Origin of the sequence: uncultured Jannaschia sp. (assembly GCF_947494025.1) — a bacterium.
Classification (GTDB): Bacteria; Pseudomonadota; Alphaproteobacteria; order Rhodobacterales; family Rhodobacteraceae; genus Jannaschia.
On record NZ_CANLTQ010000013.1, the window covers coordinates 45,554 to 66,499 of the forward strand.

The 20,946-nt window shown below is 70.3% G+C and carries 23 protein-coding genes and 1 tRNA gene; 15 read left to right on the plus strand and 9 right to left on the minus strand.

Annotation, left to right across the window (positions count from 1 at the left end):
* Positions 1–637 precede the first annotated feature (637 nt).
* The 10 genes from Q1B08_RS14160 to Q1B08_RS14205 all read left to right on the plus strand — a co-directional run bounded on the left by Q1B08_RS14160 (position 638) and on the right by Q1B08_RS14205 (position 10,349).
* Positions 638–1,144 carry a cell division/cell wall cluster transcriptional repressor MraZ gene (locus Q1B08_RS14160; protein WP_299820096.1) on the plus strand — a complete coding sequence of 169 codons (507 nt, stop codon included), beginning with the start codon at positions 638–640 and terminating at the stop codon, positions 1,142–1,144.
* A 3-nt stretch (positions 1,145–1,147) separates the two neighbouring features.
* Positions 1,148–2,131, plus strand: a complete 984-nt coding sequence (rsmH, locus tag Q1B08_RS14165) for a 16S rRNA (cytosine(1402)-N(4))-methyltransferase RsmH (RefSeq protein WP_299820099.1) — start codon at positions 1,148–1,150, stop codon at positions 2,129–2,131.
* The gene (locus Q1B08_RS14170) at positions 2,131–2,568 is read left to right on the plus strand and encodes a cell division protein FtsL (protein WP_299820101.1); all 438 of its coding nucleotides are present in this window, start codon (positions 2,131–2,133) and stop codon (positions 2,566–2,568) included. Before rsmH ends, Q1B08_RS14170 begins: the two co-directional genes overlap by 1 nt.
* Positions 2,565–4,355, plus strand: a complete 1,791-nt coding sequence (locus Q1B08_RS14175; RefSeq protein ID WP_299820103.1) for a penicillin-binding protein 2 — start codon at positions 2,565–2,567, stop codon at positions 4,353–4,355. Before Q1B08_RS14170 ends, Q1B08_RS14175 begins: the two co-directional genes overlap by 4 nt.
* A gap of 50 nt (positions 4,356–4,405) precedes the next feature.
* Entirely contained in the window at positions 4,406–5,857 is a 1,452-nt protein-coding gene (locus tag Q1B08_RS14180; RefSeq protein ID WP_299820105.1) for a UDP-N-acetylmuramoyl-L-alanyl-D-glutamate--2,6-diaminopimelate ligase, read from the plus strand.
* Positions 5,854–7,242 (plus strand): UDP-N-acetylmuramoyl-tripeptide--D-alanyl-D-alanine ligase, encoded by a 1,389-nt coding sequence (gene murF, locus Q1B08_RS14185; protein ID WP_299820107.1) that lies wholly within the window; start codon positions 5,854–5,856, stop codon positions 7,240–7,242. Before Q1B08_RS14180 ends, murF begins: the two co-directional genes overlap by 4 nt.
* 3 nt (positions 7,243–7,245) lie before the next feature.
* Entirely contained in the window at positions 7,246–8,328 is a 1,083-nt protein-coding gene (gene mraY / locus Q1B08_RS14190) for a phospho-N-acetylmuramoyl-pentapeptide-transferase (protein ID WP_299820110.1), read from the plus strand.
* 7 nt (positions 8,329–8,335) lie between these two features.
* A complete protein-coding gene (locus Q1B08_RS14195) occupies positions 8,336–8,569 on the plus strand; it encodes a hypothetical protein (protein WP_299820112.1) in 234 nt (77 codons plus the stop codon).
* Complete coding sequence (gene murD, locus Q1B08_RS14200; protein WP_299820114.1) at positions 8,566–9,954, plus strand: UDP-N-acetylmuramoyl-L-alanine--D-glutamate ligase; 1,389 nt, start codon at positions 8,566–8,568, stop codon at positions 9,952–9,954. The genes Q1B08_RS14195 and murD overlap by 4 nt, the downstream gene beginning before the upstream one ends.
* A 128-nt stretch (positions 9,955–10,082) precedes the next feature.
* Complete coding sequence (locus Q1B08_RS14205) at positions 10,083–10,349, plus strand: hypothetical protein (RefSeq protein WP_299820116.1); 267 nt, start codon at positions 10,083–10,085, stop codon at positions 10,347–10,349.
* Positions 10,350–10,449: 100 nt separating this feature from the next.
* On the opposite strand, the gene Q1B08_RS14210 is transcribed toward Q1B08_RS14205, so the two are convergent.
* The 7 genes from Q1B08_RS14210 to Q1B08_RS14240 all read right to left on the minus strand — a co-directional run bounded on the left by Q1B08_RS14210 (position 10,450) and on the right by Q1B08_RS14240 (position 16,263).
* Entirely contained in the window at positions 10,450–11,160 is a 711-nt protein-coding gene (locus Q1B08_RS14210; RefSeq protein ID WP_299820119.1) for a DUF502 domain-containing protein, read from the minus strand.
* A 141-nt stretch (positions 11,161–11,301) separates the two neighbouring features.
* Positions 11,302–12,174, minus strand: coding sequence for a PfkB family carbohydrate kinase (locus Q1B08_RS14215; RefSeq protein WP_299820122.1), 873 nt, complete (start codon positions 12,172–12,174; stop codon positions 11,302–11,304).
* A gap of 40 nt (positions 12,175–12,214) precedes the next feature.
* Positions 12,215–12,904: a M48 family metallopeptidase gene (locus Q1B08_RS14220; protein WP_299820125.1), complete on the minus strand. Its 690-nt coding sequence runs from the start codon at positions 12,902–12,904 to the stop codon at positions 12,215–12,217.
* Between the two features lie 171 nt (positions 12,905–13,075).
* Complete coding sequence (locus tag Q1B08_RS14225) at positions 13,076–14,260, minus strand: VWA domain-containing protein (protein WP_299820128.1); 1,185 nt, start codon at positions 14,258–14,260, stop codon at positions 13,076–13,078.
* Between the two features lie 12 nt (positions 14,261–14,272).
* Positions 14,273–14,434, minus strand: coding sequence for a hypothetical protein (locus tag Q1B08_RS14230; protein ID WP_299820130.1), 162 nt, complete (start codon positions 14,432–14,434; stop codon positions 14,273–14,275).
* 9 nt (positions 14,435–14,443) lie between these two features.
* Positions 14,444–15,808, minus strand: a complete 1,365-nt coding sequence (locus Q1B08_RS14235; protein WP_299820133.1) for a DUF2927 domain-containing protein — start codon at positions 15,806–15,808, stop codon at positions 14,444–14,446.
* The gene (locus tag Q1B08_RS14240) at positions 15,808–16,263 is read right to left on the minus strand and encodes a GNAT family N-acetyltransferase (protein ID WP_299820136.1); all 456 of its coding nucleotides are present in this window, start codon (positions 16,261–16,263) and stop codon (positions 15,808–15,810) included. The genes Q1B08_RS14235 and Q1B08_RS14240 overlap by 1 nt, the downstream gene beginning before the upstream one ends.
* 268 nt (positions 16,264–16,531) lie before the next feature.
* On the opposite strand from Q1B08_RS14240, the gene Q1B08_RS14245 reads away from it, so the two are divergent.
* The gene (locus Q1B08_RS14245; protein ID WP_299820139.1) at positions 16,532–17,038 is read left to right on the plus strand and encodes a sulfotransferase; all 507 of its coding nucleotides are present in this window, start codon (positions 16,532–16,534) and stop codon (positions 17,036–17,038) included.
* Positions 17,020–17,460 (plus strand): hypothetical protein, encoded by a 441-nt coding sequence (locus tag Q1B08_RS14250; RefSeq protein WP_299820142.1) that lies wholly within the window; start codon positions 17,020–17,022, stop codon positions 17,458–17,460. Before Q1B08_RS14245 ends, Q1B08_RS14250 begins: the two co-directional genes overlap by 19 nt.
* Here the strand turns inward: Q1B08_RS14250 and Q1B08_RS14255 are convergent.
* Positions 17,441–18,280 (minus strand): MoxR family ATPase, encoded by an 840-nt coding sequence (locus Q1B08_RS14255; protein ID WP_299820145.1) that lies wholly within the window; start codon positions 18,278–18,280, stop codon positions 17,441–17,443. The genes Q1B08_RS14250 and Q1B08_RS14255 overlap by 20 nt on opposite strands.
* Positions 18,281–18,457: 177 nt before the next feature.
* Here Q1B08_RS14255 and dksA point away from each other — a divergent pair, with 177 nt between their 5' ends.
* From dksA to Q1B08_RS14270, 3 genes are all read left to right on the plus strand, one after another.
* On the plus strand, positions 18,458–18,880 hold the full coding sequence (gene dksA, locus Q1B08_RS14260; protein WP_299820148.1) for an RNA polymerase-binding protein DksA: 423 nt from the start codon (positions 18,458–18,460) through the stop codon (positions 18,878–18,880).
* The gene (locus Q1B08_RS14265) at positions 18,846–19,991 is read left to right on the plus strand and encodes an FAD-dependent monooxygenase (protein ID WP_299820151.1); all 1,146 of its coding nucleotides are present in this window, start codon (positions 18,846–18,848) and stop codon (positions 19,989–19,991) included. Before dksA ends, Q1B08_RS14265 begins: the two co-directional genes overlap by 35 nt.
* A gap of 70 nt (positions 19,992–20,061) precedes the next feature.
* Positions 20,062–20,781: a hypothetical protein gene (locus Q1B08_RS14270; protein WP_299820154.1), complete on the plus strand. Its 720-nt coding sequence runs from the start codon at positions 20,062–20,064 to the stop codon at positions 20,779–20,781.
* A 27-nt stretch (positions 20,782–20,808) separates the two neighbouring features.
* Here Q1B08_RS14270 and Q1B08_RS14275 read toward each other — a convergent pair.
* Positions 20,809–20,883 (minus strand) — tRNA-Thr (locus tag Q1B08_RS14275).
* Positions 20,884–20,946 lie beyond the last annotated feature (63 nt).

Genomic DNA, 20,946 nt, shown 5'->3' on the forward strand with positions numbered 1-20,946 from the left:
GTGTGGCATCGGGGTCGGGAGCCCTCTGGAATCCCTCGGATTCCGTCCTGCGAACCCGCCCGGATCCGTCTTGCCTGCGCGATTCCCGATCGGTTAATAATTGGTAAACAGGTCCGGGCCAAGATGGGGATTATCTGGGAGCGGGCTTGTGGAACAATGCCGAGGGAGGCCCGGACTGTCCCCATATCTTGAGGGTTTTGCCCGTCTGGAGGCCTCATGATGTGCCCGAAAAACTTCTCCACATATTCCTCCACACGCTGTGGATAAGAAAAGTGGCTTGGAGTGGCATGAGGGGGCTTCCCAGACCGCGCCTCTCATGGCATCAAGTCCTCACAGAGCACGGGGAGGAAAGAGGCGGAGACCTCAGACCCCTAAAACCCAAATGAGGCAGGTCAAAACAGGCACCCCCCACATACGTCTCTGGACGACAAGGCTCCGAGGCGCGCTAATCGGACATCCCCTACTGTGACAGCGCGCCGCGGACGCCCCGATAGGACCATCTGACGGGTCCGTTCGACGGGGAAATAGGGCGGACCGGGTTGGCAGACCCCGGTTCGCCCTTTTCTGTCGCGCGCCCTTCCTCGGGCGTGCGCGGCGAAACCAACGGGCCGTCGGGCGGCTCAGGCGAGGAGCGGTCTTGAAGCAGCGCTTCACCAGCACGAGCACCCACAAGGTGGACGCGAAGGGCCGGGTCTCCATCCCCGCCGAGTTCCGTCGCGTGCTGGACCGTGGGGACCCCGACCGCGATCCCGGCACCAATCCGCGTGTCCATGTCCTCTACGGCGACCCGCGGGAGCCCTGGCTCACCTGCCATTCGATGGCCTCGTTCGAGGAAATCGCCGATCTCCTCGACGAGATGGAGGAGAACGACCCGCTCCTGCCGGCGCTCAACGCCTATTACTTCCGCCATGCCGACACGCTGACCATCGACGACAGCGGCCGCCTGATCCTGTCGAAATCGCTGCGCGACCGCGTCGGCGTCGACGGGGAGGCCGTTTTCGCCGGCATGGGCAAGACCTTCCGCATCCATTCGCCGGACGCGCCGCAGGAATCGGTGGATCCGCTCGCCGCGCTTCTCGGCACGCTGCCCGAGGGCACGTCGATCGCGAGCCTCCTGCCGCGCAAGCGCCGGCCGGTGGACTGAACGATGGCCGGCTCCGACGCACCCCATGTCCCCGTCCTCCTCGACGCGATCCTTGAAGCGGTAACGCCGGTGCGCGGCATCTGGCTCGACGGCACGATGGGGGCGGGCGGCTATGCGCGGGGGCTTCTGGACGCGGGCGCGGACAGGATCGTGGGCCTCGACCGGGATCCGCTCGCGCACCGGATGGCCCGCGACTGGGCAAGAAGCTACTCGGAGGATCGCGTGACGCTGGTGCAGGACGTGTTCTCGAACATGGATGCGGCGGCGCATGACCTCGACGGCGTCGTGCTCGACCTCGGCGTTTCCTCCATGCAGCTCGACGAGGCCGATCGCGGCTTCTCCTTTCTGCGCGACGGACCGCTCGACATGCGGATGGGGGATGCTGGCCCGAATGCGGCCGAACTCGTCAACACGCTGCCCGAGGGGACGCTCGCGGACATCCTGCACCGCTACGGCGAGGAGCGGGCGGCACGGCGCATCGCCCGCGCCATCGTGCGTCGCCGGACGGAGGCGCCCTTCGCGACGACCGCGGATCTGGCCGAGACCGTCGCGGGCTGCCTGCCGCGCGCGAAGCCCGGCCAGTCGCATCCCGCCACGCGCAGCTTCCAGGCGATCCGCATCGCCGTGAACGACGAGTTCGGAGAGCTGGCCGAGGGGCTTTCGGCGGCCGAGCGCGCGCTCGCCCCCGGTGGCTGGCTCGCCGTCGTGACCTTCCATTCGGTCGAGGACCGCGCGGTCAAGCGCTTCCTCGCCGATCGCGCCGATGCCGGCGGCGGGGGCAGCCGGCACGCCCCCGTGCGCGAGGCCCGCAAGCCGGCCTTCGCCGTGACGCACAAGGCGATCGCCCCGAGCGAGGCAGAGGTCGCGCGCAACCCGCGCGCCCGTTCCGCCCGGCTGCGCCTCGCCCGCCGAACCGACGCGCCCGCAGGCTCCGTGCCGCGCCGGGCGCTCGGCCTGCCCGATCCCGTACGACTGGAGGCGAATTGATGCGCGGTCTGATCTACGCCCTGTCGATCTGTGCGGTGATCGGCCTCGCCTTCTGGGCCTACGGTTCGGGCTACGGGACCCGCGCGCTTGAGCGTCAGGTGGCCCGGCTCGAGCGCGACATCGGCACCCGGCACCAGGAGCTTTCCATGCTGCGCGCCGAATGGGCCTACCTGAACCGCCCCGACCGCCTCCACGAGCTGGCCGAGATGAACTTCGAGCTGCTGGGCCTCGTGCCCCTGTCCGCCGACCATTTCGCCCAGACCGATCAGGTCGCCTATCCCGCCACGACCGGCCCGCGCGAGCTGGGCTTCGACTGGGCGTCCCGCGCGCTGGAGACGGAGATCGACGGGGTGATCGTGATGAACCACCGGCCGGGGGAGGAGCGCGATCCCGTCGCGCCGCCCGCCCCGGCCCGCGATGGAGAGCAGCTGCCGTGAGACTTCCGTTCAGCCGCCGGCGCGTCGTCGCCACCGACCCCTTCGTGCCCGTCACGCCCACGGTCGCGCCGCCGCGCTCCGCCCCCGTGCGCGAGAATCCCGAGAAGACCCGCCGGCGGGCGGAACGCCGGATCAAGTTCACGGCGATCTGCTTCGTCTTCGGCTTTTCCGTGATCGGCGCGAAGATGGGCGCGATCTCCGCCTCCGAGGCGCACGAGCCCGCGACGGGGGGGCTCGCCGGGGCGGGGATCGTTTCCGAGCGCGCCGACATCACCGACCGCGAGGGGCGGGTGCTCGCCACGAACGTGTCGGCCACCGCGCTCTACGCGCAGCCGCACAAGATGGTCGATCCCGCTGCCGCCGCCGAGGGGCTGGCCAGCGTGTTTCCCGGCATGGATGCCGAGACCTGGGCACGCCGCTTCACTTCGGGCTCCAAGTTCTACTGGCTCAAGGGAAACATCTCGCCCGAGCAGCAGCAGGCCGTGTTCGACCTGGGCGAGCCGGGCCTTCTGTTCGGGCGCCGGGAGATGCGGGTTTATCCGAACGGCCCCCTGGCCGCGCATGTCCTGGGCGGCGCGCGCTACGGCGAGCAGGACGTCCGCGCCGCCGAGATCCGGGGCGTGGCCGGCGTGGAGGCGGTCTTCGACGAGTATCTCGGCGACCCCGCCCGCGAGGGCGCGCCGCTGCGCCTGTCGCTCGACCTTTCGGTGCAGACCGCTGTGGAGCGGGTGCTGGCTTCGGGCATGGACCTGATGGGAGCCAAAGGCGCCGCCGCCATCCTGATGGACGCGCGGACGGGCGAGATCGTCTCGATGGCGAGCTTGCCGGATTTCGACCCGAACGACCGCCCCCAGATCCTCGTCGAAGGGGACCGGGGCGACGACCCGCTCTTCAACCGCGCGGTACAGGGCGTCTACGAGCTCGGCTCCACCTTCAAGATCTTCGCCGTCGCGCAGTCGCTCGAGCTCGGCCTGACAAATGCCGCCACGATGATCGACACGTCGGGTCCGCTACGCGTCAACCGCTTCCCGATCCGCGACTTCCACGATTACGGACCGCGCCTGTCGGTCACCGACGTGATCGTCGAATCCTCGAACCGGGGCACGGCGCGCATGGCGCTCGACATCGGGGCGGCGCGTCAACAGGCGTTCCTCGAATCGCTCGGCTTCTTCGCCCCGACGCCGGTGGAGCTGACCGAGGCGCCGGGCGCGAAGCCCATCGTTCCCACGCGCTGGCCCGACATCACGACGGCCACCGTCAGCTACGGCCACGGCCTTTCGGCCTCGCCGCTGCACCTCGCCACCGCCTATGCCTCGCTTCTCGGCGGGGGCACGCGGGTCACGCCCACGATCCTCGCGCGCGAAACCCCGCCGGAGCCCGGCCCCCGCATCGTCGCCCCGCGTGTCTCGGCGGAGGCACGCCACATGCTGCGTCAGGTGGTGACGCGCGGCACCGCCTCGCTCGCGGAGGTCGAGGGCTACCGCGTCGGCGGCAAGACCGGCACCGCCGACAAGCCGAGCCCGACGGGGGGCTATTACAACGACAAGGTCATCACGACGTTCGCCGGCGTCTTCCCCGCGCAGGACCCCGCCTACGTCCTCGTCGTGACCCTCGACGAGCCGGAGATCGAGGCGGCGGGCGAGGCGCGGCGGACCGCCGGCTGGACCGCGGTGCCGGTCGCCGCCGAGATCGTTCGCCGGATTGCCCCCCTTCTTGGCTTGCGGCCCGATTTCGATGCCGGTTCGGAGGCGTTCGGCGCCTATCTGGCCAGCGCGACCGGGCAGTGATGGACGCGCGCGACGGGCCGCGCTAGGCCCGCCGGCGGGAGACAGAACCGATGCAGAAGCTTCTTTCCGAGCTTGGCCTGACCGGCCCCGCGGACCTCGCCGTGACGGGTCTCGCCGTGGATAACCGCAAGGTCCGCGCGGGCGACCTCTTCGCCGCGCTGCCCGGCCACGCAACCCACGGCGCGCGATTCGCGGCCGACGCGTTGGCCCGGGGGGCGCGTGCGATCCTGACCGATCCGGCCGGCGCGCGGATGATCCCCGCGGACGCCCCGGCCGTGGTGGTGGAGGATCCGCGCGCCGCGCTCGCCTTCGCCGCCGCGCTCATGGCCGGCAGCCAGCCCGAGCTGATGGTCGCGGTGACGGGGACCAACGGCAAGACCAGCGTGGCGAGCTTCACCCGCCAGATCTGGGAAGCGCTCGGTCTCGCCGCGGCCAATATCGGCACGACCGGGGTGGAGGGCGCGTTCCACGCCCCGGCGCTCCACACCACGCCCGAACCCATCACGCTGCACGCGCTTCTGGCCGAGATGGCGGCCTTCGGCGTGACCCACGCGGCGATGGAGGCGTCGTCCCACGGGCTCGATCAGCGGCGGCTCGAGGCGGTCCGTCTCGCCGCGGCGGGCTTCACCAACCTGACGCAGGATCACCTCGATTACCACGGCGACATGGGGAGCTACTTCGCCGCCAAGGCGGGCCTGTTCGACCGCGTGCTGCCCGGCGACGGGATCGCGGTGGTCAATCTCGACGACCCGCGCGGCCCCGACCTCGCCGCCGCCTGCGAGAGCCGGGGACAGGAGGTGATCGGCGTCGGCCGCAACGAAGCCGCGCGCCTGCGCCTGACGGGCCAGCGCTTCGACACGACCGGGCAGGAGGTTCTGTTCCGCTGGCAGGGGCAGGCCCACAATGCGCGCCTCGATCTGATCGGCGGCTTCCAGACGGCCAACGCCCTTGTGGCGGCCGGTCTCGTGATCGCGGGGGGCGAGGCGCCGGAGGCGGTCTTCGCCGCCCTGCCGCGGCTCGAAGGCGTCCGGGGCCGGATGCAGCTCGCCGCCCGACGCGAGAGCGGGGCCGCCATCTTCGTCGACTACGCCCACACGCCCGATGCCGTGGCCACCGCGCTCGCCGCGCTGCGCCCGCATGTGATGGGCCGGATTGTCGCCCTCGTCGGTGCCGGCGGCGACCGCGACCGGGGCAAGCGGCCGCTGATGGGCCGGGCGGCCGCCGCGCATGCCGACGTGGTCATCGTGAGCGACGACAATCCCCGCGGCGAGGACCCTGCGGCGATCCGCCGGGCGGTCCGCGAGGGCGCGCCCGACGCGACGGAGATCGGCGACCGGGCGGAGGCCATCCTTTGCGGCGCCGGCATGCTGGAGCCGGGCGACGCGCTCCTCGTCATGGGCAAGGGGCACGAGACCGGGCAGATCGTGGGCGACATGGTGCTGCCCTTCGACGATGCGGAGCAGGCGTCGATCTCGGTGGCGGCGCTGGAGGGACGGGCATGAGCCTCTGGACGGCGGCCGACGCCGCCGACGCCACGGGGGGACGCGCGCAGGGCGACTGGGTGGCGGGACCGCTCGCCATCGACAGCCGGGCGATCTGGCCCGGCGAGATGTTCGTGGCGCTGAACGCGGTGCGCGACGGGCACGACTACGTCCGCGCCGCGCTCGCGGCGGGCGCGGCGGCCGCTCTGGTGTCGCGGGTGCCCGAAGGGTGCGAGGACGCGCCCCTTCTCGTCGTCGACGACGTCCAAGCCGCGCTCGAGGCGCTCGGCCGGGCCGGCCGCGCCCGCACCGCGGCGCGTCTCGTCGCCGTCACCGGCAGCGTCGGCAAGACCTCCACGAAGGACATGCTGCGCCACGTGCTCGCCGCGCAGGGCGTCACCCACGCCGCGATCAAGTCCTACAACAACCATTGGGGCGTGCCGCTGACACTCGCGAACATGCCGCGGGAATGCCAGTACGGCATCGTCGAGATCGGCATGAACCACCCGGGCGAGATCGCGCCGCTCGTTCGGCTCGCCGCCCCGGACGTGGCGGTGGTGACGAATGTCGGGCCCGTCCATCTGGAGGCGTTCCCGGACGGGCTCGCGGGCATCGCGCGGGAAAAGGCGTCAATCTTCGAGGGGCTTGGGCCCGGCGGCACGGCGATCTGGAGCGCCGATACCGAAATGACGGATATTCTGGCGCAACCGGGGGGCGTGTCCTTCGGTCGGGCGGAACACGCCGTCTGGCGGATCGTGGAGGTCAACGCCAATGCCGACAGCACGACCTGCGCGGCGGCGACGCCGCTGGGCGACATGATGCTGCGGATCGGCGCGCCCGGCGCGCATTTCGCCCCCAACGCGATGGCGGTGCTGGCCGCCGTTCACGCGCTCGGCGGCGATGTGGCGCGCGCGGCGCTGCGCCTTGCCGACTGGACCCCGTCCGAGGGCCGCGGCCGCCGGCATGCGGTGATGCTGCACCCGGACGCCCCGCCCGTCGACCTGATCGACGACAGCTACAACGCCAACCCGTCGAGCGTCGGCGCCGCGCTCGATTTGCTCGCCACGACCGAGGTGCCCCGGCGCGCGCGGCGGATCGCGATCCTGGGCGACATGCGCGAGCTCGGCCCCACCGGGCCGTCCCTGCATCGCGCGCTCGCCCGGCATCCGGCGATCGAGCGGATCGACGTCGTGCACACGGTCGGTCCGCTAATGCGGGGCCTGCACGATGCGCTCGATCCGAACCAGCGCGGCCATCACGAGGCCGATGCGACGCGGATGGCCCGCCACCTGCGCGAGATGGTCCGGCCCGGCGACGCGATCCTCGTGAAGGGCTCCCTGTCGATGCGGATGACGATGCTGGTCGACGGGCTTCGCGCCCTGGGCGAGACCGAACGGAAGGCCTGAGAGATGTTCTACTGGCTCACCACATTCTCGGACGGCGGAGGTGTGTTCAACCTCTTCAACTACATCACCGTCCGGGCGGGCGGCGCTTTTTTCACCGCGCTCATCTTCGGGTTCCTGTTCGGCCGGCCGCTGATCGACCTGCTTCGCAAGCGGCAGCGGCGCGGGCAGCCGATCCGCACGGACGGGCCGCAGACGCATTTCGTCAAGGCCGGCACGCCGACCATGGGGGGCGTGCTGATCCTCGGGGCGGTGACGGTGGCGACGCTGATGTTCGGGCGGCTCGACAACGCCTATGTCTGGCTCGTCCTCGGCGTCACGATCTGCTTCGGCGCGATCGGTTTCGTCGACGACTACGCGAAGGTCAGCGCCGGCAACACCCACGGCGTGCCTGGCCGGGTGCGGCTGGGGCTCGGGTTCCTGATCGGCCTCGTCGCCGCGCTCGTGGCGCTCTTCGTCCATCCCGCGGAGCTCGAGGCGCAACTCGCCGTCCCGGTCTTCAAGAACGTGCTTCTGAACCTGTCGTGGTTCTACCTGCCCTTCGTGATGCTGGTCATCGTGGGCTCCGCCAACGCGGTGAACCTGACCGACGGGCTCGACGGGCTCGCCATCATGCCGGTGATGATCGCGGCCGGAACGCTGGGCGTGATCTCCTACGCCGTGGGGCGGGTCGACTTCACCGATTATCTCGAGGTCCATTACGTGCCGGGCACGGGGGAGCTTCTGATCTTCTGCGCTGGGCTCATCGGCGGAGGGCTCGGCTTCCTGTGGTACAACGCGCCGCCCGCGGCGGTGTTCATGGGGGACACGGGGTCGCTCGCGCTCGGCGGCGCGCTCGGCACGATCGCGGTCGTCACCAAGCACGAGCTGGTCTGGGCGATCATCGGCGGCCTTTTCGTGGTGGAGGCGCTGTCGGTCATCATTCAGGTCGCCTACTTCAAGTCGACGGGCAAGCGGGTCTTCCTGATGGCGCCGATCCACCACCATTTCGAGAAGAAGGGCTGGGCCGAGCCGCAGGTGGTGATCCGGTTCTGGATCATCGCGCTGATCCTCGCGCTGATCGGCCTCGCCACGCTGAAGGTGCGGTAAGGTCGCCGTGAAGCTCCTCGCTCGCTATCTCGGCCGGCGCACCTCGCGCGCGCGACCGCCGCTCTCGCTGGCCGAAACGGCGGCACGGTGGGGCGCGGCGGCCTTGCTCGTCGGCGCGGCGATCCTCGCGATCCCCGTCGTGCAGGGCTACCTCGAGGGACCGCGCTTTCCGGTACTGGAGCCGTCGCCCTGGGAGGCATTGAAGCAGATGGGACGCGAGATGCGGATGAACGCGGAATGATCCCGGTGCCGGGATTCGCCGGCGCGACGGTGGCCGTGCTGGGCCTCGGGCGCTCGGGCCTGACGGCGGCGCGCGCGCTCCGGGCGGGCGGGGCGGAGGTCGTCGCCTGGGACGACGGGCCGGCCGGCCGGGCGGCGGCGGAGGCCGAGGGCTTCACGATTCGCGATCTCGCGCGACCCGAAGCGCTCGAAGGGGTCGTCACCCTCATCACGTCCCCCGGCATCCCGCATCTTTATCCCGCGCCGCATCCGGCGATCCGCGCCGCCTGGGACGCGGGCGTGACCGTGGACAACGACATCGGCCTGTTCTTCCGCTCGTTGGGCCGGGACGGCGCGCCGCCCCGGACGGTCGCGATCACCGGGTCGAACGGCAAGTCCACCACCTCCGCGCTGCTGCACCACATCCTGACCCATGCGGGGCGCACCGCCCATCTCGCCGGAAATATCGGGCGCGGGGTGCTCGACCTCGACCCGCCGGGAGAGGAGGATGTGGTCGTGCTGGAGCTGTCGAGCTACCAGACCGAACTCGCCCGCTCGCTGACGCCCGACATCGCGGTGCTGACCAACCTTTCCCCCGACCATCTCGACCGCCACGCGGGGCCGGGGGGATACTTCGCCGCCAAGCGCCGCCTTTTCGCGGAGGGCGGGCCGGACCGTGCCGTGGTCGGCGTGGACGAGGACGAGGGGCGGTTCCTCGCCAACCAGATGCAGGAGGCGCCCGGCGACGACCGCGTCATCCGCATCTCCACCGGTAGGCTTTCCGGCGCGGGCTGGCGCGTCACGGCACGGAAGGGCTGGCTCGCCGAACATCGCAAGGAACGGCAGATCGCGAGCGTGGATCTGCGCGATGTGGCCGGCCTGCCGGGACGGCACAACCACCAGAATGCCTGCGCCGCCTGGGCCGCTTCCCGTGCCCTTGGCCTCGCCCCGCGCGAGATCGAGGCGGGGCTGCGCTCCTATCCCGGCCTGCCGCATCGTTCGCAACGGGTCGCGGAGCGGGGCGGGGTGGCCTTCGTCAACGATTCCAAGGCCACCAACGTGGACGCCGCCGCGCAGGCGCTACAGGCCTTCGACCGCATCCGCTGGATCTGCGGCGGGCTGATGAAGGAGGGCGGGCTCGGCGGATTGCGGCCGCATCTGGGCCATGTCGTCCGCGCCTATGTGATCGGGCGCGAGGCCGAGGCCTTCGCGCTGGCCCTCGGACCGGGGGTGGAGGCGGTGATCTGCACGGACATGGCCACGGCCGTCGCACGCGCCGCGGCGGACGCGCAGCCGGGGGAGACGGTTCTTTTGGCCCCCGCGGCGGCGAGCTTCGACCAGTACGACAACTTCGAACGGCGGGGCGAGGATTTCGCGGCGCGGGTGGGCGCGCTCGGACCGGCCTGACCGAAACGCAGCGGGCAGGCGGGACCGTCGCTTTTGCGCGAACCCGCGAGGCCCCGCGCGCGTTGGTCACGGAGATCAGGGCGCCGCGTTCCGCGCGCGGGCCCACAACGTATCGAGGAGAGATTGCCATGCCCCTGTCCAGCATTCGAGTCGAGGACGAACTCTTCGTGAAGGACGGCGAAACCGGCATCGGAGCCGTGCGCGACGTGAAGCCGGACCGCCTGATCGTGTATATCGAGGGCTACGGCGAGATCGAGATCGGGCCGGACCACATTGCCGATGCCCATGATGGCAAGGTCATGCTCCGCGTCGACCGCCTGCCCTCGGACCTGCAGGAGCGGATCGACCACGTGCACGACGCCGAATACCGCCGCCCCTCCGACAGCACGGCCTGAGGTCGCGGAGCAGGGCAATGTGGCACGGGCGACGCCTTTCGCCTAACCGACGAAGCGGAACGCGCGTCCGCAGCGAGAGACCGTCCGCCCGGTAGCGTCGTCAGTCCGCGGGTTCGAGATCGGGCACCCGGTCCCGGGCCCCCTTCTCGCCCGGATAGACGAGACCGGCCGAGATCACGAGCTTGGCCGCGTCCTCCACGCTCATGTCGAGGATCACCACGTCGTCTTCGGGGACGAGCAGCAGAAAGCCCGAGGTCGGGTTCGGTGTTGTGGGAAGGAAGATCGACAGCATGGGAACCTCCGCCCGCGCGGCGATCTCGCCCTTGGCGGTTGTCGAGACGAAGCCGATCGCCCAGATGCCGCGACGGGGATATTCCACGAGGCAGGCCTGCTCGAAGCTCGACTGGTCTTGCGCGAGGATCGTCTCGGCGATCTGCTTCAGGCCCCCGTAGACGGAGCGGACGATCGGCATGGTCTGCACGAGGTTTTCCGCGAAGCGCAGAATCGAGCGGCCGATGATGCCCTTTGCCGCCCAACCCACGATGAGTGTGAAGAGGAGAAAGAACCCCACGCCGATCCCGCGGATGTCGAGGTCGAGGCCGAATTTCTGCAGGAGCCAGATATCGGGACGGTATCGCGCCGGCACGAAGGGCAGGACCCAGCCGTCGATCCAGCCGATCACCGACCAGATGAGCCAGAACGTCAGCCCGATCGGCGCGATCACGATCAGGCCGGTGAGGAAATTGTTCCTCAGCCGGGCGAACAGGCCGGGACGCGGCGGGCGCGATGGCGTTTCGTCGCCGAGTTGCATGGAAAAATCGTTCCGTGTGGTGCCGCCCCGACATAGGACGGGCGCGGAGCGCGAACAAGCCATTGGACACGCGCCCGTCGAGCCGTCGCGCCGCGCCGTCGCCGCGGTCGGTTCGGTGCCAGCGACACCGGCGGGGCGCGATCAGTAGGTGTCGCCCGATACGTAGGTCGCCGCGGCCTCGAGCGCGCGATCGAGCGCCTGGGCCACGTTCATTCCCTGCGTCTCCGCCGCGATGTGGGCGGCCATGAACGTGTCCCCGGCCCCCGTGACGCGCGTCACCATCACCTCGCGCGGGGCGCGCGTCTCGACGCCGCCCGGATGCGCGCAGGCGGCGAGCCGGGGGCCGTCCGTCACCAGCGCACGGTGAAGGCCGCGCGCACGCAGGGCCTCCGCCGCCCGCGCCGCATCGTCCTGCGGCGCGTGGAGCAGGAGCCCGGCCTCCTCGAGATTGACGTAGAGCGTGGCGGAGGGGTGTTCGAGGAACGGCAGCAGCCGCTCCGCCTTGCCCGGCGAGGCGGGAGCGAGGCGCAGGTCGGCCTGGCGCAGGTCGGCCCGCTCCGCGATCCGCGCGAGGAGGTCCTGCGTCAGGTTGCCGTCCACCGCGATCGGGCCGCGGAAGGCCGGTCCGTCGAGCGGGCGCAGCACCTTCTCCCCCGCCGCCTCGAGCGAATGCGCGTCGGCGATGGCGGCGATCAGGCCGTTTCCGCCCTCGACCGCCATGTAGATGTCGGTGGGCAGGTCCTCGGAGCGGTAGAGCGTTTCGGTGACGAGGCCGAGCCGTTCGAGCGCCGCGACGAGTTCGTCGCCCGCCGCGTCGCGTCCCACGCAGGACAGGAGCGCCGGCGTCATCCCGTAGGCGCGCGCGGCCATCGCGATGTTGAGCGCCACCCCGCCGGGCAGGCGCACGATGCGGCCCGGCACGTCCGAGCCGCGTTCCATATGGGCGTTGGACCGGCCGATCACGTCCCACAGGACGGAGCCGATGCAAAGGATGTCGGGGGTCGCGGCGCTCATGCCCCGGATCTGCCGGAGCGGACGGCCCGCGTCCAGAGGCTCAGCCCTCGATCCGCCAGCGCGCTTCGTTCGCCTCGATCGCCGCGATCCGCTCCTCGCTCTTGGGATGGCTCAGGAGCCAGGCCGGCATGCCGCGCCCGCCCGCGCCGTGCATCTTGTCGAGCTTGCGGAACAGCGATTTCTGCGGCTCGGTCCCGATGCCCGACTTGACGAGAAGCGCGCTGGCATAGGCGTCGGCCTCGTACTCGTCCTGCCGCGACAGCCGCGCGGCGACGAGCGAGGCGAGCGCGTTCGCGAGCATCGGTCCGATCCCGGGGATGACCCGGCCGAGCACGCCCATCAGCACCACGCGGATCGCGTTCTGGCCCGAGAAGTCGATGAGCCGCCGACGCGAATGGCCGAGCGCGACATGGCCCAGCTCGTGCGCCACGACGCTCGCCAGCTCTTCCGCGGTGACGCCGCCGGTCTTGAACTTGTCGAGGAACCCGCGCGTGAGGAAGATGCGTCCGTCCGGTGCGGCGAGCCCGTTCACTGGCTGCACCTCGTGCACGTTCACCTTGATCCGCGGCACGTCGAGCACCTTCGCCATCCGTCCGAACACCGCGTCGAGATGCGTGTCGCGGAGCGGGGTGGAGGATTCGTTCATCTCGCGCTTCAGGCGCCAGGCGGAGAAGAACCACATGACGAGCCCGTAGCCGAGCGCGAGAAGGAGGGCGGGAAGCTTCAGCATCGTCCGACATATGGGGCCGGCGGCGCGCGAAGGGAACAGGGCGGGGCGTCGCGGGACGCGCCTGCGGATGAAAGGCGCAATTCGTCAAGGAGATTGACGAATACACGATTCGTCAGGGCGCAAGGATCGGCGCCGGCGCTTCGTCGACGGGCCCGACGGATACGCCATCCCTCAGCGGGTCAGCAGCCGCATCCCCCGCGCCAGCCCCTCGAGCGTCATCGGCACCATCCGGCCCTCGAAGATCTCGCGGATCATCCCGACCGACTGCGTGTGGTCCCAGTGTTCGCGCGGCAGCGGGTTGATCCAGAGGTTGCGGCTCCACTGCGCGCGCGCCCGTTCGAGCCAGATCTGCCCCGCCTCCGGGTTCCAGTGCTCGTTGGCGCCGCCCGGCACGGCGATCTCGTAGGGCGACATGGCGGCGTCGCCCACGAAGATGCAGCGGTAGTCGGGCCCATAGGTGTTGAACACCTCCCGCGTCGGCGTGACCGCGCTCCACCGCCGGCGATTGTCGCGCCATACGCCGTCGTAAAGGCAATTATGAAAGTAGAAATGCTCCATCGTGCGGAACTCGGTCCGGGCGGCGGAGAACAGCTCCGCCACGACTTTCACATACGGGTCCATCGAGCCGCCGACATCGAGGAAAAGAAGCAGCTTCACCGCGTTCCGCCGCTCGGGCCGGGTCTTGACGTCGAGGTAGCCGGCCTTCGCCGTGGAGCGGATCGTGCCGTCGAGGTCGAGCTCATCGGCCGCGCCCTCCCGCGCCCAGGCGCGCAGGCGTTTCAGCGCGACCTTGATGTTGCGCGTTCCGAGCTCGACATTGTCGTCGAGGTTGCGGAACTCGCGCCGGTCCCAGACCTTTACCGCCCGTTGGTGCCGGCTCCGGTCCTGGCCGACGCGGACGCCTTCCGCGTTGTAGCCGTAGGCGCCGAACGGGGAGGTTCCGGCGGTGCCGATCCATCGGGAGCCGCCTTGATGGCGATCGTGCTGGTCGCGCAGCCGTTCGCGCAGCGTCGCCATCAGCGTGTCGAAGCCGCCCGCCGCCGCGATTCCGGCCCGCTCCTCCGGGGTCAGGTGAAGCTCCGCCTGCTTCGCGAGCCAGTCGGCCGGCAGGTCGACGGCCTCGAGCATGGCGTCGACGGAGACCTGCTCGAGTCCTTCGAACGCCTGGGCGAAGGAGCGGTCGAAGCGGTCGATGTGCCGCTCGTCCTTCACCAGCGTGGCACGGGCGAGGTAGTAGAAGCCCTCCACGTCGCAGGTGACGAGGCCCGCGGCCATGCCGTCGAGAAAGGCCAGATGCTCGCGCAGCGAGACGGGGACGCCGGCGGCCCTGAGGAGTTCGAAGAAGCGCAGGAACATCGCGCCTCCCGGTCAGAGCCGGACGAGCACGAGCAGCGCGAGATAGCCCAGAAGCCCGCCGATCACCGCCCAGACCGCCGCGTATTGCGCGATGTCGAAGCCGTTGCCCCGCCGGCGCCGGGCTGTGAACGCGCCGAGCACGGCGCCGAGAAGAGCGGTGAGGAGGGGCAGCATGGCCGCGCTTTACGCCGCCGGACGCAGGCTCGCAACCTCGGCCGTCTGCCGAAGCAGCACGGCGTCGCCCCAGGCGTAGCGGCCCCAGGCGAGTCCCTCGCGCCGTACCGCGCGCGCCTCGACGACATCGCCCAGCATCCCGATCGCCTCCGCCCGCATCAACAGGAGCGTGGCGAGAAGCGCCGCGTTCTGCCCGCCACGGGCCGCGGGGATCGCGCGGTCAAGCGCCGGCAGCGCGACGTCCGCCTGACCCGAGGAAAGCGCGAAGGCCACCATTTGCACCGTGATCTGCGCCGTCTGGAGGCCTTCGCCGAAAGCGCGTTCGTAGGCCCTTTCGGCCGCGAGGAATGCGGCCACGGCCTCGTCGCCGTCGAGCGACAGGGCGGCGCGGCCGCGGGCGAGATGGGACATCGCGAGCCGCCCGTCGCCCCAGCCGGCCGTCTCCGCCATCGTCACGGCGCGCCGCGCGTCGGTCAGCCGCGTCGCGTCGGCGCCGCCGGGGTCGAGCGCGCCGCGAAGGGCTGCGGTCCAGCCCGGATCGGATTCCGCGATCGCGGGCCCGTCGCCGTCCCGCCCACGGGGATTTATCTCGGCAAGGATCGCCGGCAGGCGCGCGGCGACCGCGGCGGAAGACATGCCGGAGGCGAGTCGGGGATCGTAGGTCGCCCGCAGGATCGTCATGTCGTACTCCGTGAGCGCGACATGCATGTTGTCGTCGTTGAAAACCGAATGCGGCAGGCGGTAAAGGTCGTTGAGCGGCCCGAGTGCCTGCGCCAGCTCCTCGTGCAGGCAGTCACGGATCTCCTGCGGGCTCACGTCGGCGGGAAGGAACACGCTGGTGCGGCTGCGCGTCGCGAGGGTCGTCCAGTCGACGGCGTCGGATCTGCGCCGGGCGAGGTAATCGGCCCAGCCGCTGACCCGCGGCACCACGAAGCAGGCCGCGCCGGGGACGTGCCGCGCAAGCGTTGCGCGGGGAAGGACGCTCACGGTGATCGACGCCTTTTTCCCCGGTTCCGCCCGGTCGATCTCGATTCCCGCCTCCGTCCGGAGCCGTTCGAGAAGGTCGTCGAGGTCGGGGTCGAGCGTCGGCGGGAGCGGGCCCCGTCCCTCCACCGCGACGGTGACCGGCCCCTCGAACCGGGTGAAGGTGTCGAGGCGCACCCCGGTTTCCAGCCGGAAGCTGAGCGCCATGAAATCCCGTGCGAGTTGCGCGTTCGGCTGGATCGGAACGGGCAGGTCCGGCGTGCCGGTGAAGCGGCGCGGCGGCGGCAGGTCCGCCCGCTCCGCCATCACCGCCCCGCGCGTGGCCTGCGGCGCGGCGGGGGCGCAGGCGGCCAGCACCATGACGGCGAGGGTGGAGAGCGTCCGCCGCATCAGCCGGGTCGGTCGTAGCGGATGAAGGGAGTGCGGTGGCCGATCCGGTCGTAGAGCATCCGGCCCGCGTAGTTGAACTCCTGCGTGAGCCAGTAGACCTTCGGACAGCCCTGCCGGTCGGCGTCGGCGTAGACCGCCTCGATCAGCCGCCGCGCCACGCCGCGTCCGCGCGCCTCGGGGGTCGTGAAGAGGTCCTGCAGATAGATCACGCCCTCGGGCCGCCACATATGCGGATGCCGCACCCAGTGGACGAGGCCCACCGCCGTCGCCCCGGACCAGGCGATCAGGCCGGAGAAGCTGGCCGGGTCGTCCGAGACGAGACGGGCAAAGGCGGTGTCGTGGACGGGCTCGGGCAGGCGCGTCTCGTAGAAGTCGAGATAGCCGGTCCAGAGCTCGCCCCAGATCACCCGGTCGGAGACCGTCACCGGCCGGAGCTCGATCGCAAGTCTGTCCATACCTGTCCGTTCGCATCTTCGTGCGTCGGCGTCGATTCTGGGCGGCGAATGTGGTGACTTTGCGGCGGGCCCCCGCCGATTGACGATATTGTATTGCATGGCCGCGGGCCCGGGCACGGCAGGCCGTTACTACTGAAGACCCGTCAATCCGGAGTGGTCGCGAAACCGGCCGAGGTTTCCCTTGGGCCGTCAGTGACGCGCGGGGATGCCTCGCGTTGTCTGTATGCGGACTCGATAAGATGCTGACGCGAGCTTCCGGAGGAACGGGATGGCTCTGGTCAAGCTGGACTCGCCGATCTTCATCGTTGAAGCGGGTCGCTCGGGAGCCACGCTGGTCCAGGCCCTATTGGGGGCTCATCCCCAGGTCGCGGTTCCACCGGAAACGCGCTTCATGAAGATGGCGGATCGGTTCGGTGCCGCAACGCACGACGCACCGGCCGACCCGGCGGCATTCTGGACACATCTGATCGGTTGGCCGCGGTTTCACGATCCGGGTTTAGCGCCGGAGGAGGTCGCCCGGCGGGCCGATCCGGTCGACGGCGCAACGTTCCGCGACACCTTCGCGGCAATGCTCGCCACCTGCGCGGCGCAGGCCGGAAAACGGCGGGCCGGTGCGAAGACTCCGGGGCATTACCGATACTGGCGGCGCCTTCCCGAATGGTTTCCCGACGCCCGCATCTTGCCCGTGCGGCAAGACCCGAGGGCCGTGGCCGCTTCCGCTCTGGAGACACCCTGGGGGAAGGAGAGCCGGAGGCGATGCACGATCCACGGATAACCATGGTCGGCTACGAGGAACTGATCGCGTCACCATTCGCGGTTCTCGAGCGGATATGTCATGCGCCTGATCTGGACATCGACCCGGCCATGCGGGACGGACGGGCGGCACCCCCCGGGGCCCGCGCCGAGCGGACGCAGGCATCGTGGAAGGAATGGCGCGCGCGTCACGAAGGCGCGGCGCGCGCACCGATCAGTTCGGCCAGTCTCGGGAAATGGCGAGAGAAGCTCGGTCCGCTGGAGCTCGCGGTCATCGAGGCGATCTGCGATGAGGGAATGGTGCAGCAGGGCGACCATCGCGAAAGCTCCGCGGTGATGCGCAGACAGGCAGGGCGCTTGGGGCGGGCGATGCTGTCGCTGTCGGATGCCGGGATCGCGCTTCGCCGACTCTGGCGCGCGGCGCCTAGTCCCGTCGGGCCATGAAGGCGGGTCGCTCGAAGAGGTGCACGTCCTGCTCGTTCTTCAGGAGCGCGCCGTGCAGCCGGGGCAGGGCGTTCGCGCCGTCGTGCCGGAGGTCCTCGGGCGAAAGGTCCTCGGCGAGAAGCAGCTTCAGCCAGTCCAGCATCTCCGACGTGGAAGGCTTCTTCTTCAGCCCCGGCTGGTCGCGCAGCGCGAAGAATTGCTGGAGCGCCGCGGTCAGCAGCGCGGGCTTCAGGCCGGGATGGTGCACCTCCACGATCCGGCGCAGCGTTTCGGCGTCGGGAAAACGGATGTAATGGAAGAAGCAGCGCCGCAGAAAGGCGTCGGGCAGCTCCTTCTCGTTGTTCGAGGTGATGATGACGATCGGCCGGTGTCGCGCCCGGACCGTCTCGCCGGTCTCGTAGACGTGGAACTCCATCCGGTCGAGCTCCTGCAGGAGGTCGTTCGGGAACTCGATGTCGGCCTTGTCGATCTCGTCGATGAGCAGAACCACGCGTTGCTCGGCCTCGAAGGCCTGCCAGAGACGGCCGCGGCGGATGTAGTTCGCGATGTCGTGGACGCGTTCGTCGCCGAGCTGGCCGTCGCGCAGGCGGCTTATGGCGTCGTATTCGTAAAGGCCCTGCTGCGCGCGCGTGGTCGACTTCACCGCCCATTCGAGGATCGGCACGCCGAGCGCGGCGGCCACCTGCCGGGCGAGCTCGGTCTTGCCGGTGCCGGGCTCTCCTTTCACGAGAAGCGGTCGCTCCAGCGCGATCGCCGCGTTGACGGCGACGCGGAGATCGTCCGTCGCCACGTAGTCGCCCGTTCCCTCAAATCGCGTCATTCCGCGGCCTCGCCCGACATCGTTTCCCGCGCAGTAACAGCCGCCTCCGGCGGAGCCAACAGGACCCCCGCAGGGGCGTGACATCGCGGGCGCGCTCCTGTAAGCGCCCGCCATAAGCGCCGGATATGGAGGTCCGCCTCGGACCCGCCCCCAACGAGCCGGCCCGAGGGACTGCACATGAAAGCCGAAAACTTTCTTCCGAACGATTACACGCCCGCCGAGGGCGAACCGTTCATGAACGAGCGGCAGACGGAGTATTTCCGTCGCAAGCTCCTTGCCTGGAAACACGACCTTCTGGACGAGACCGAGCGGACGATCGAGGGGCTGCAGGACGCGGCGCGCTCGATCCCCGACATCGCCGATCGCGCCTCCGAGGAGACGGACCGCGCACTCGAACTGCGCACCCGGGACCGGCAGCGCAAGCTCATCGCCAAGATCGACGCCGCCCTGCGGCGGATCGAGGAGGGCGAGTACGGCTATTGCGAGAAGACCGGGGAGCCGATCTCGCTCAAGCGGCTCGACGCGCGCCCGATCGCCACGATGACGGTCGAGGCGCAGGAGACGCATGAGCGCCGGGAGAAGGTGCATCGCGACGACTGAGCCGCGGGACGGCGCCGTCACGATCCTGGGCGGCGGCATCGCGGGGCTGGCCTGCGCCATCGCCTGTGCCCTGCGTGGCCGCGACGTCACCCTTGTTGAGCAGGCATCGGCGCTCTCGGAGGTTGGAGCCGGGCTGCAGATCGCGCCGAATGGCGGGCGGGTCCTCGACGCGCTGGGCGTGACGCCGCGGGCGGTCGACAACGCCGCCATCCATCTCGTCGACGGGCCGACGGGACGGAGCGTCATTCGCACCCCCTTGGGGCCCGGCTTCCGCTTCGTGCATCGCGCCGACCTGATCGCGGCCCTTGCCGCGCGGGCCGCCGCGGCGGGCGTGACCGTGCGTCTCGACACGAAGGTCGAGACCGTGGAGCGCGGGGGGCGCGCGTTGCGCCTGTCGGACGGCGGCACCCTCGCGGCGGACCGCCTCGTCGGTGCGGACGGCGTGCGCGGGGCGGCGCGGGCCTTCGTCGCCCCCGATCATCGCCCCGCCTTCACCGGACAGGTCGCCTGGCGCGCCGTCGTGCCGGTCGCGGACTGGCCACGCGAAGCGCGCATCCATGCCGGGCCGGGCCGGCATCTCCTCTGCTACCCCCTGCGGGACGGCACCGCGCTCAACCTCGTCGCGGTGGAGGAGCGGGATGCGTGGGTCGCGGATGGCTGGTCGCGGAGCGACACGCCCGACGCCCTGCGCCGCGCCTTCGCGGGTTTCGCGAACCCGGTGCCGGAGTTGCTCGCCCGTGTCCGGCGGGTCCATCTCTGGGGTCTGATGGATCACGGCGCGACGCCGCGCTGGCACCGCGGGGCCTGCACGCTGATCGGCGACGCCGCCCATCCGACGTTGCCGTTCCTCGCGCAAGGGGCCAACCTCGCGCTCGAGGATGCCTGGACGCTGGCCGCGTCGCTGGACGACCCGGCCGCCTGGGAGCGCGTTCGCCGTCCCCGCGTGGCGCGAGCGCTCGGGGCGGCGCGGGGAAACGCGCGGAACTACCATCTTTCGGGGCTGCGACGATGGGCGGCGCATACGGCGCTGCGGGGGCTCGACCGGTTACGCCCCGCTGCGCTCGGCGAGTCGTATCGCTGGCTTCACGATCACGATGTGACGCGGCCGTGATCGCGGCCATTCAACAAAGCGGAGAAGCCGGGGGCGCGGAACGGTTGGCGTGGCCCGGGATTGAATCGGCATGATCGTTGCCAGCTTCATCTTCGCGTGCCTTTTCGCCTTCGTCCATATCGGCATCGGCTGGATCACGATCCTCGACCGTACGCCCCGCAGCCGGTGGCTGTCCGGCGCGGGAGGCGTGGCGGTGGCCTATGTCTTCCTCCACATCCTGCCGGAGCTCGCGAGTCACCGCGCCCTTTTTGCCGAGGAGCTCGGAACCGACGAAGCCACCGCAGAGGCGATGGTCTATTCCCTCGCGCTGGCGGGGCTCGTGACATTCTACGGGCTGGAGCGGGCCATAAAGACGCATCGTGCGAGATCGGACCGTGTGCATCCAACGGCCTGGGCGTTCTGGCTCCATATCGGCTCCTTCGCGCTCTACAACGTGATCATCGGCTACCTGCTGCTGAATCGCGAGGAGGCCAGCTTCCGGTCGCTGGCGATCTACGGGACGGCGATGACGCTGCATTTCGTGACGAACGATTTCGGCCTGCGGCAGGATCATCAGTCGCGCTACGACCACGTCGCCCGCTGGGTCCTGGCCGGATCGGTGCTGGCCGGTTGGGCGCTCGGGGGCCTCGCCGACCTTTCGGAGATCTGGATCGCCTTTCTTTTCGCGTTCCTCGCCGGAGGGGTCGTGCTGAACGTGCTGAAGGAGGAGCTGCCGGAGGAGCGCGAAAGCCGGTTCTGGCCATTCATCGGCGCGGCGATCGCCTACGCGGCGGTGCTCTCCACGCTTTGACGCCAGGACCCACGGGATGCGGCGGAATGGTGCTGCTGGAGAGAATTGAACTCTCGACCTCTCCCTTACCAAGGGAGTGCTCTACCTCTGAGCTACAGCAGCGTCCGGAGCGCGGACTAGACCGAACCTTCGGCGCTCGCAACCCCCTTTGACGCTTCCCGCGCG

Coding starts and splice junctions, on each gene's coding strand:
- Q1B08_RS14210 (WP_299820119.1), bottom strand. CDS start 11,160: ATGCAACTCGGCGACGAAACGCCATCGCGCCCGCCGCGTCCCGGCCTG.
- mraY (WP_299820110.1), top strand. CDS start 7,246: ATGTTCTACTGGCTCACCACATTCTCGGACGGCGGAGGTGTGTTCAAC.
- Q1B08_RS14170 (WP_299820101.1), top strand. CDS start 2,131: ATGCGCGGTCTGATCTACGCCCTGTCGATCTGTGCGGTGATCGGCCTC.
- Q1B08_RS14215 (WP_299820122.1), bottom strand. CDS start 12,174: ATGAGCGCCGCGACCCCCGACATCCTTTGCATCGGCTCCGTCCTGTGG.
- Q1B08_RS14240 (WP_299820136.1), bottom strand. CDS start 16,263: ATGGACAGACTTGCGATCGAGCTCCGGCCGGTGACGGTCTCCGACCGG.
- Q1B08_RS14230 (WP_299820130.1), bottom strand. CDS start 14,434: ATGCTGCCCCTCCTCACCGCTCTTCTCGGCGCCGTGCTCGGCGCGTTC.
- Q1B08_RS14270 (WP_299820154.1), top strand. CDS start 20,062: ATGATCGTTGCCAGCTTCATCTTCGCGTGCCTTTTCGCCTTCGTCCAT.
- Q1B08_RS14220 (WP_299820125.1), bottom strand. CDS start 12,904: ATGCTGAAGCTTCCCGCCCTCCTTCTCGCGCTCGGCTACGGGCTCGTC.
- Q1B08_RS14180 (WP_299820105.1), top strand. CDS start 4,406: ATGCAGAAGCTTCTTTCCGAGCTTGGCCTGACCGGCCCCGCGGACCTC.
- Q1B08_RS14255 (WP_299820145.1), bottom strand. CDS start 18,280: ATGACGCGATTTGAGGGAACGGGCGACTACGTGGCGACGGACGATCTC.
- Q1B08_RS14205 (WP_299820116.1), top strand. CDS start 10,083: ATGCCCCTGTCCAGCATTCGAGTCGAGGACGAACTCTTCGTGAAGGAC.
- murD (WP_299820114.1), top strand. CDS start 8,566: ATGATCCCGGTGCCGGGATTCGCCGGCGCGACGGTGGCCGTGCTGGGC.
- murF (WP_299820107.1), top strand. CDS start 5,854: ATGAGCCTCTGGACGGCGGCCGACGCCGCCGACGCCACGGGGGGACGC.
- Q1B08_RS14265 (WP_299820151.1), top strand. CDS start 18,846: ATGAGCGCCGGGAGAAGGTGCATCGCGACGACTGAGCCGCGGGACGGC.
- Q1B08_RS14235 (WP_299820133.1), bottom strand. CDS start 15,808: ATGCGGCGGACGCTCTCCACCCTCGCCGTCATGGTGCTGGCCGCCTGC.
- dksA (WP_299820148.1), top strand. CDS start 18,458: ATGAAAGCCGAAAACTTTCTTCCGAACGATTACACGCCCGCCGAGGGC.
- Q1B08_RS14250 (WP_299820142.1), top strand. CDS start 17,020: ATGCACGATCCACGGATAACCATGGTCGGCTACGAGGAACTGATCGCG.
- Q1B08_RS14225 (WP_299820128.1), bottom strand. CDS start 14,260: ATGTTCCTGCGCTTCTTCGAACTCCTCAGGGCCGCCGGCGTCCCCGTC.
- rsmH (WP_299820099.1), top strand. CDS start 1,148: ATGGCCGGCTCCGACGCACCCCATGTCCCCGTCCTCCTCGACGCGATC.
- Q1B08_RS14245 (WP_299820139.1), top strand. CDS start 16,532: ATGGCTCTGGTCAAGCTGGACTCGCCGATCTTCATCGTTGAAGCGGGT.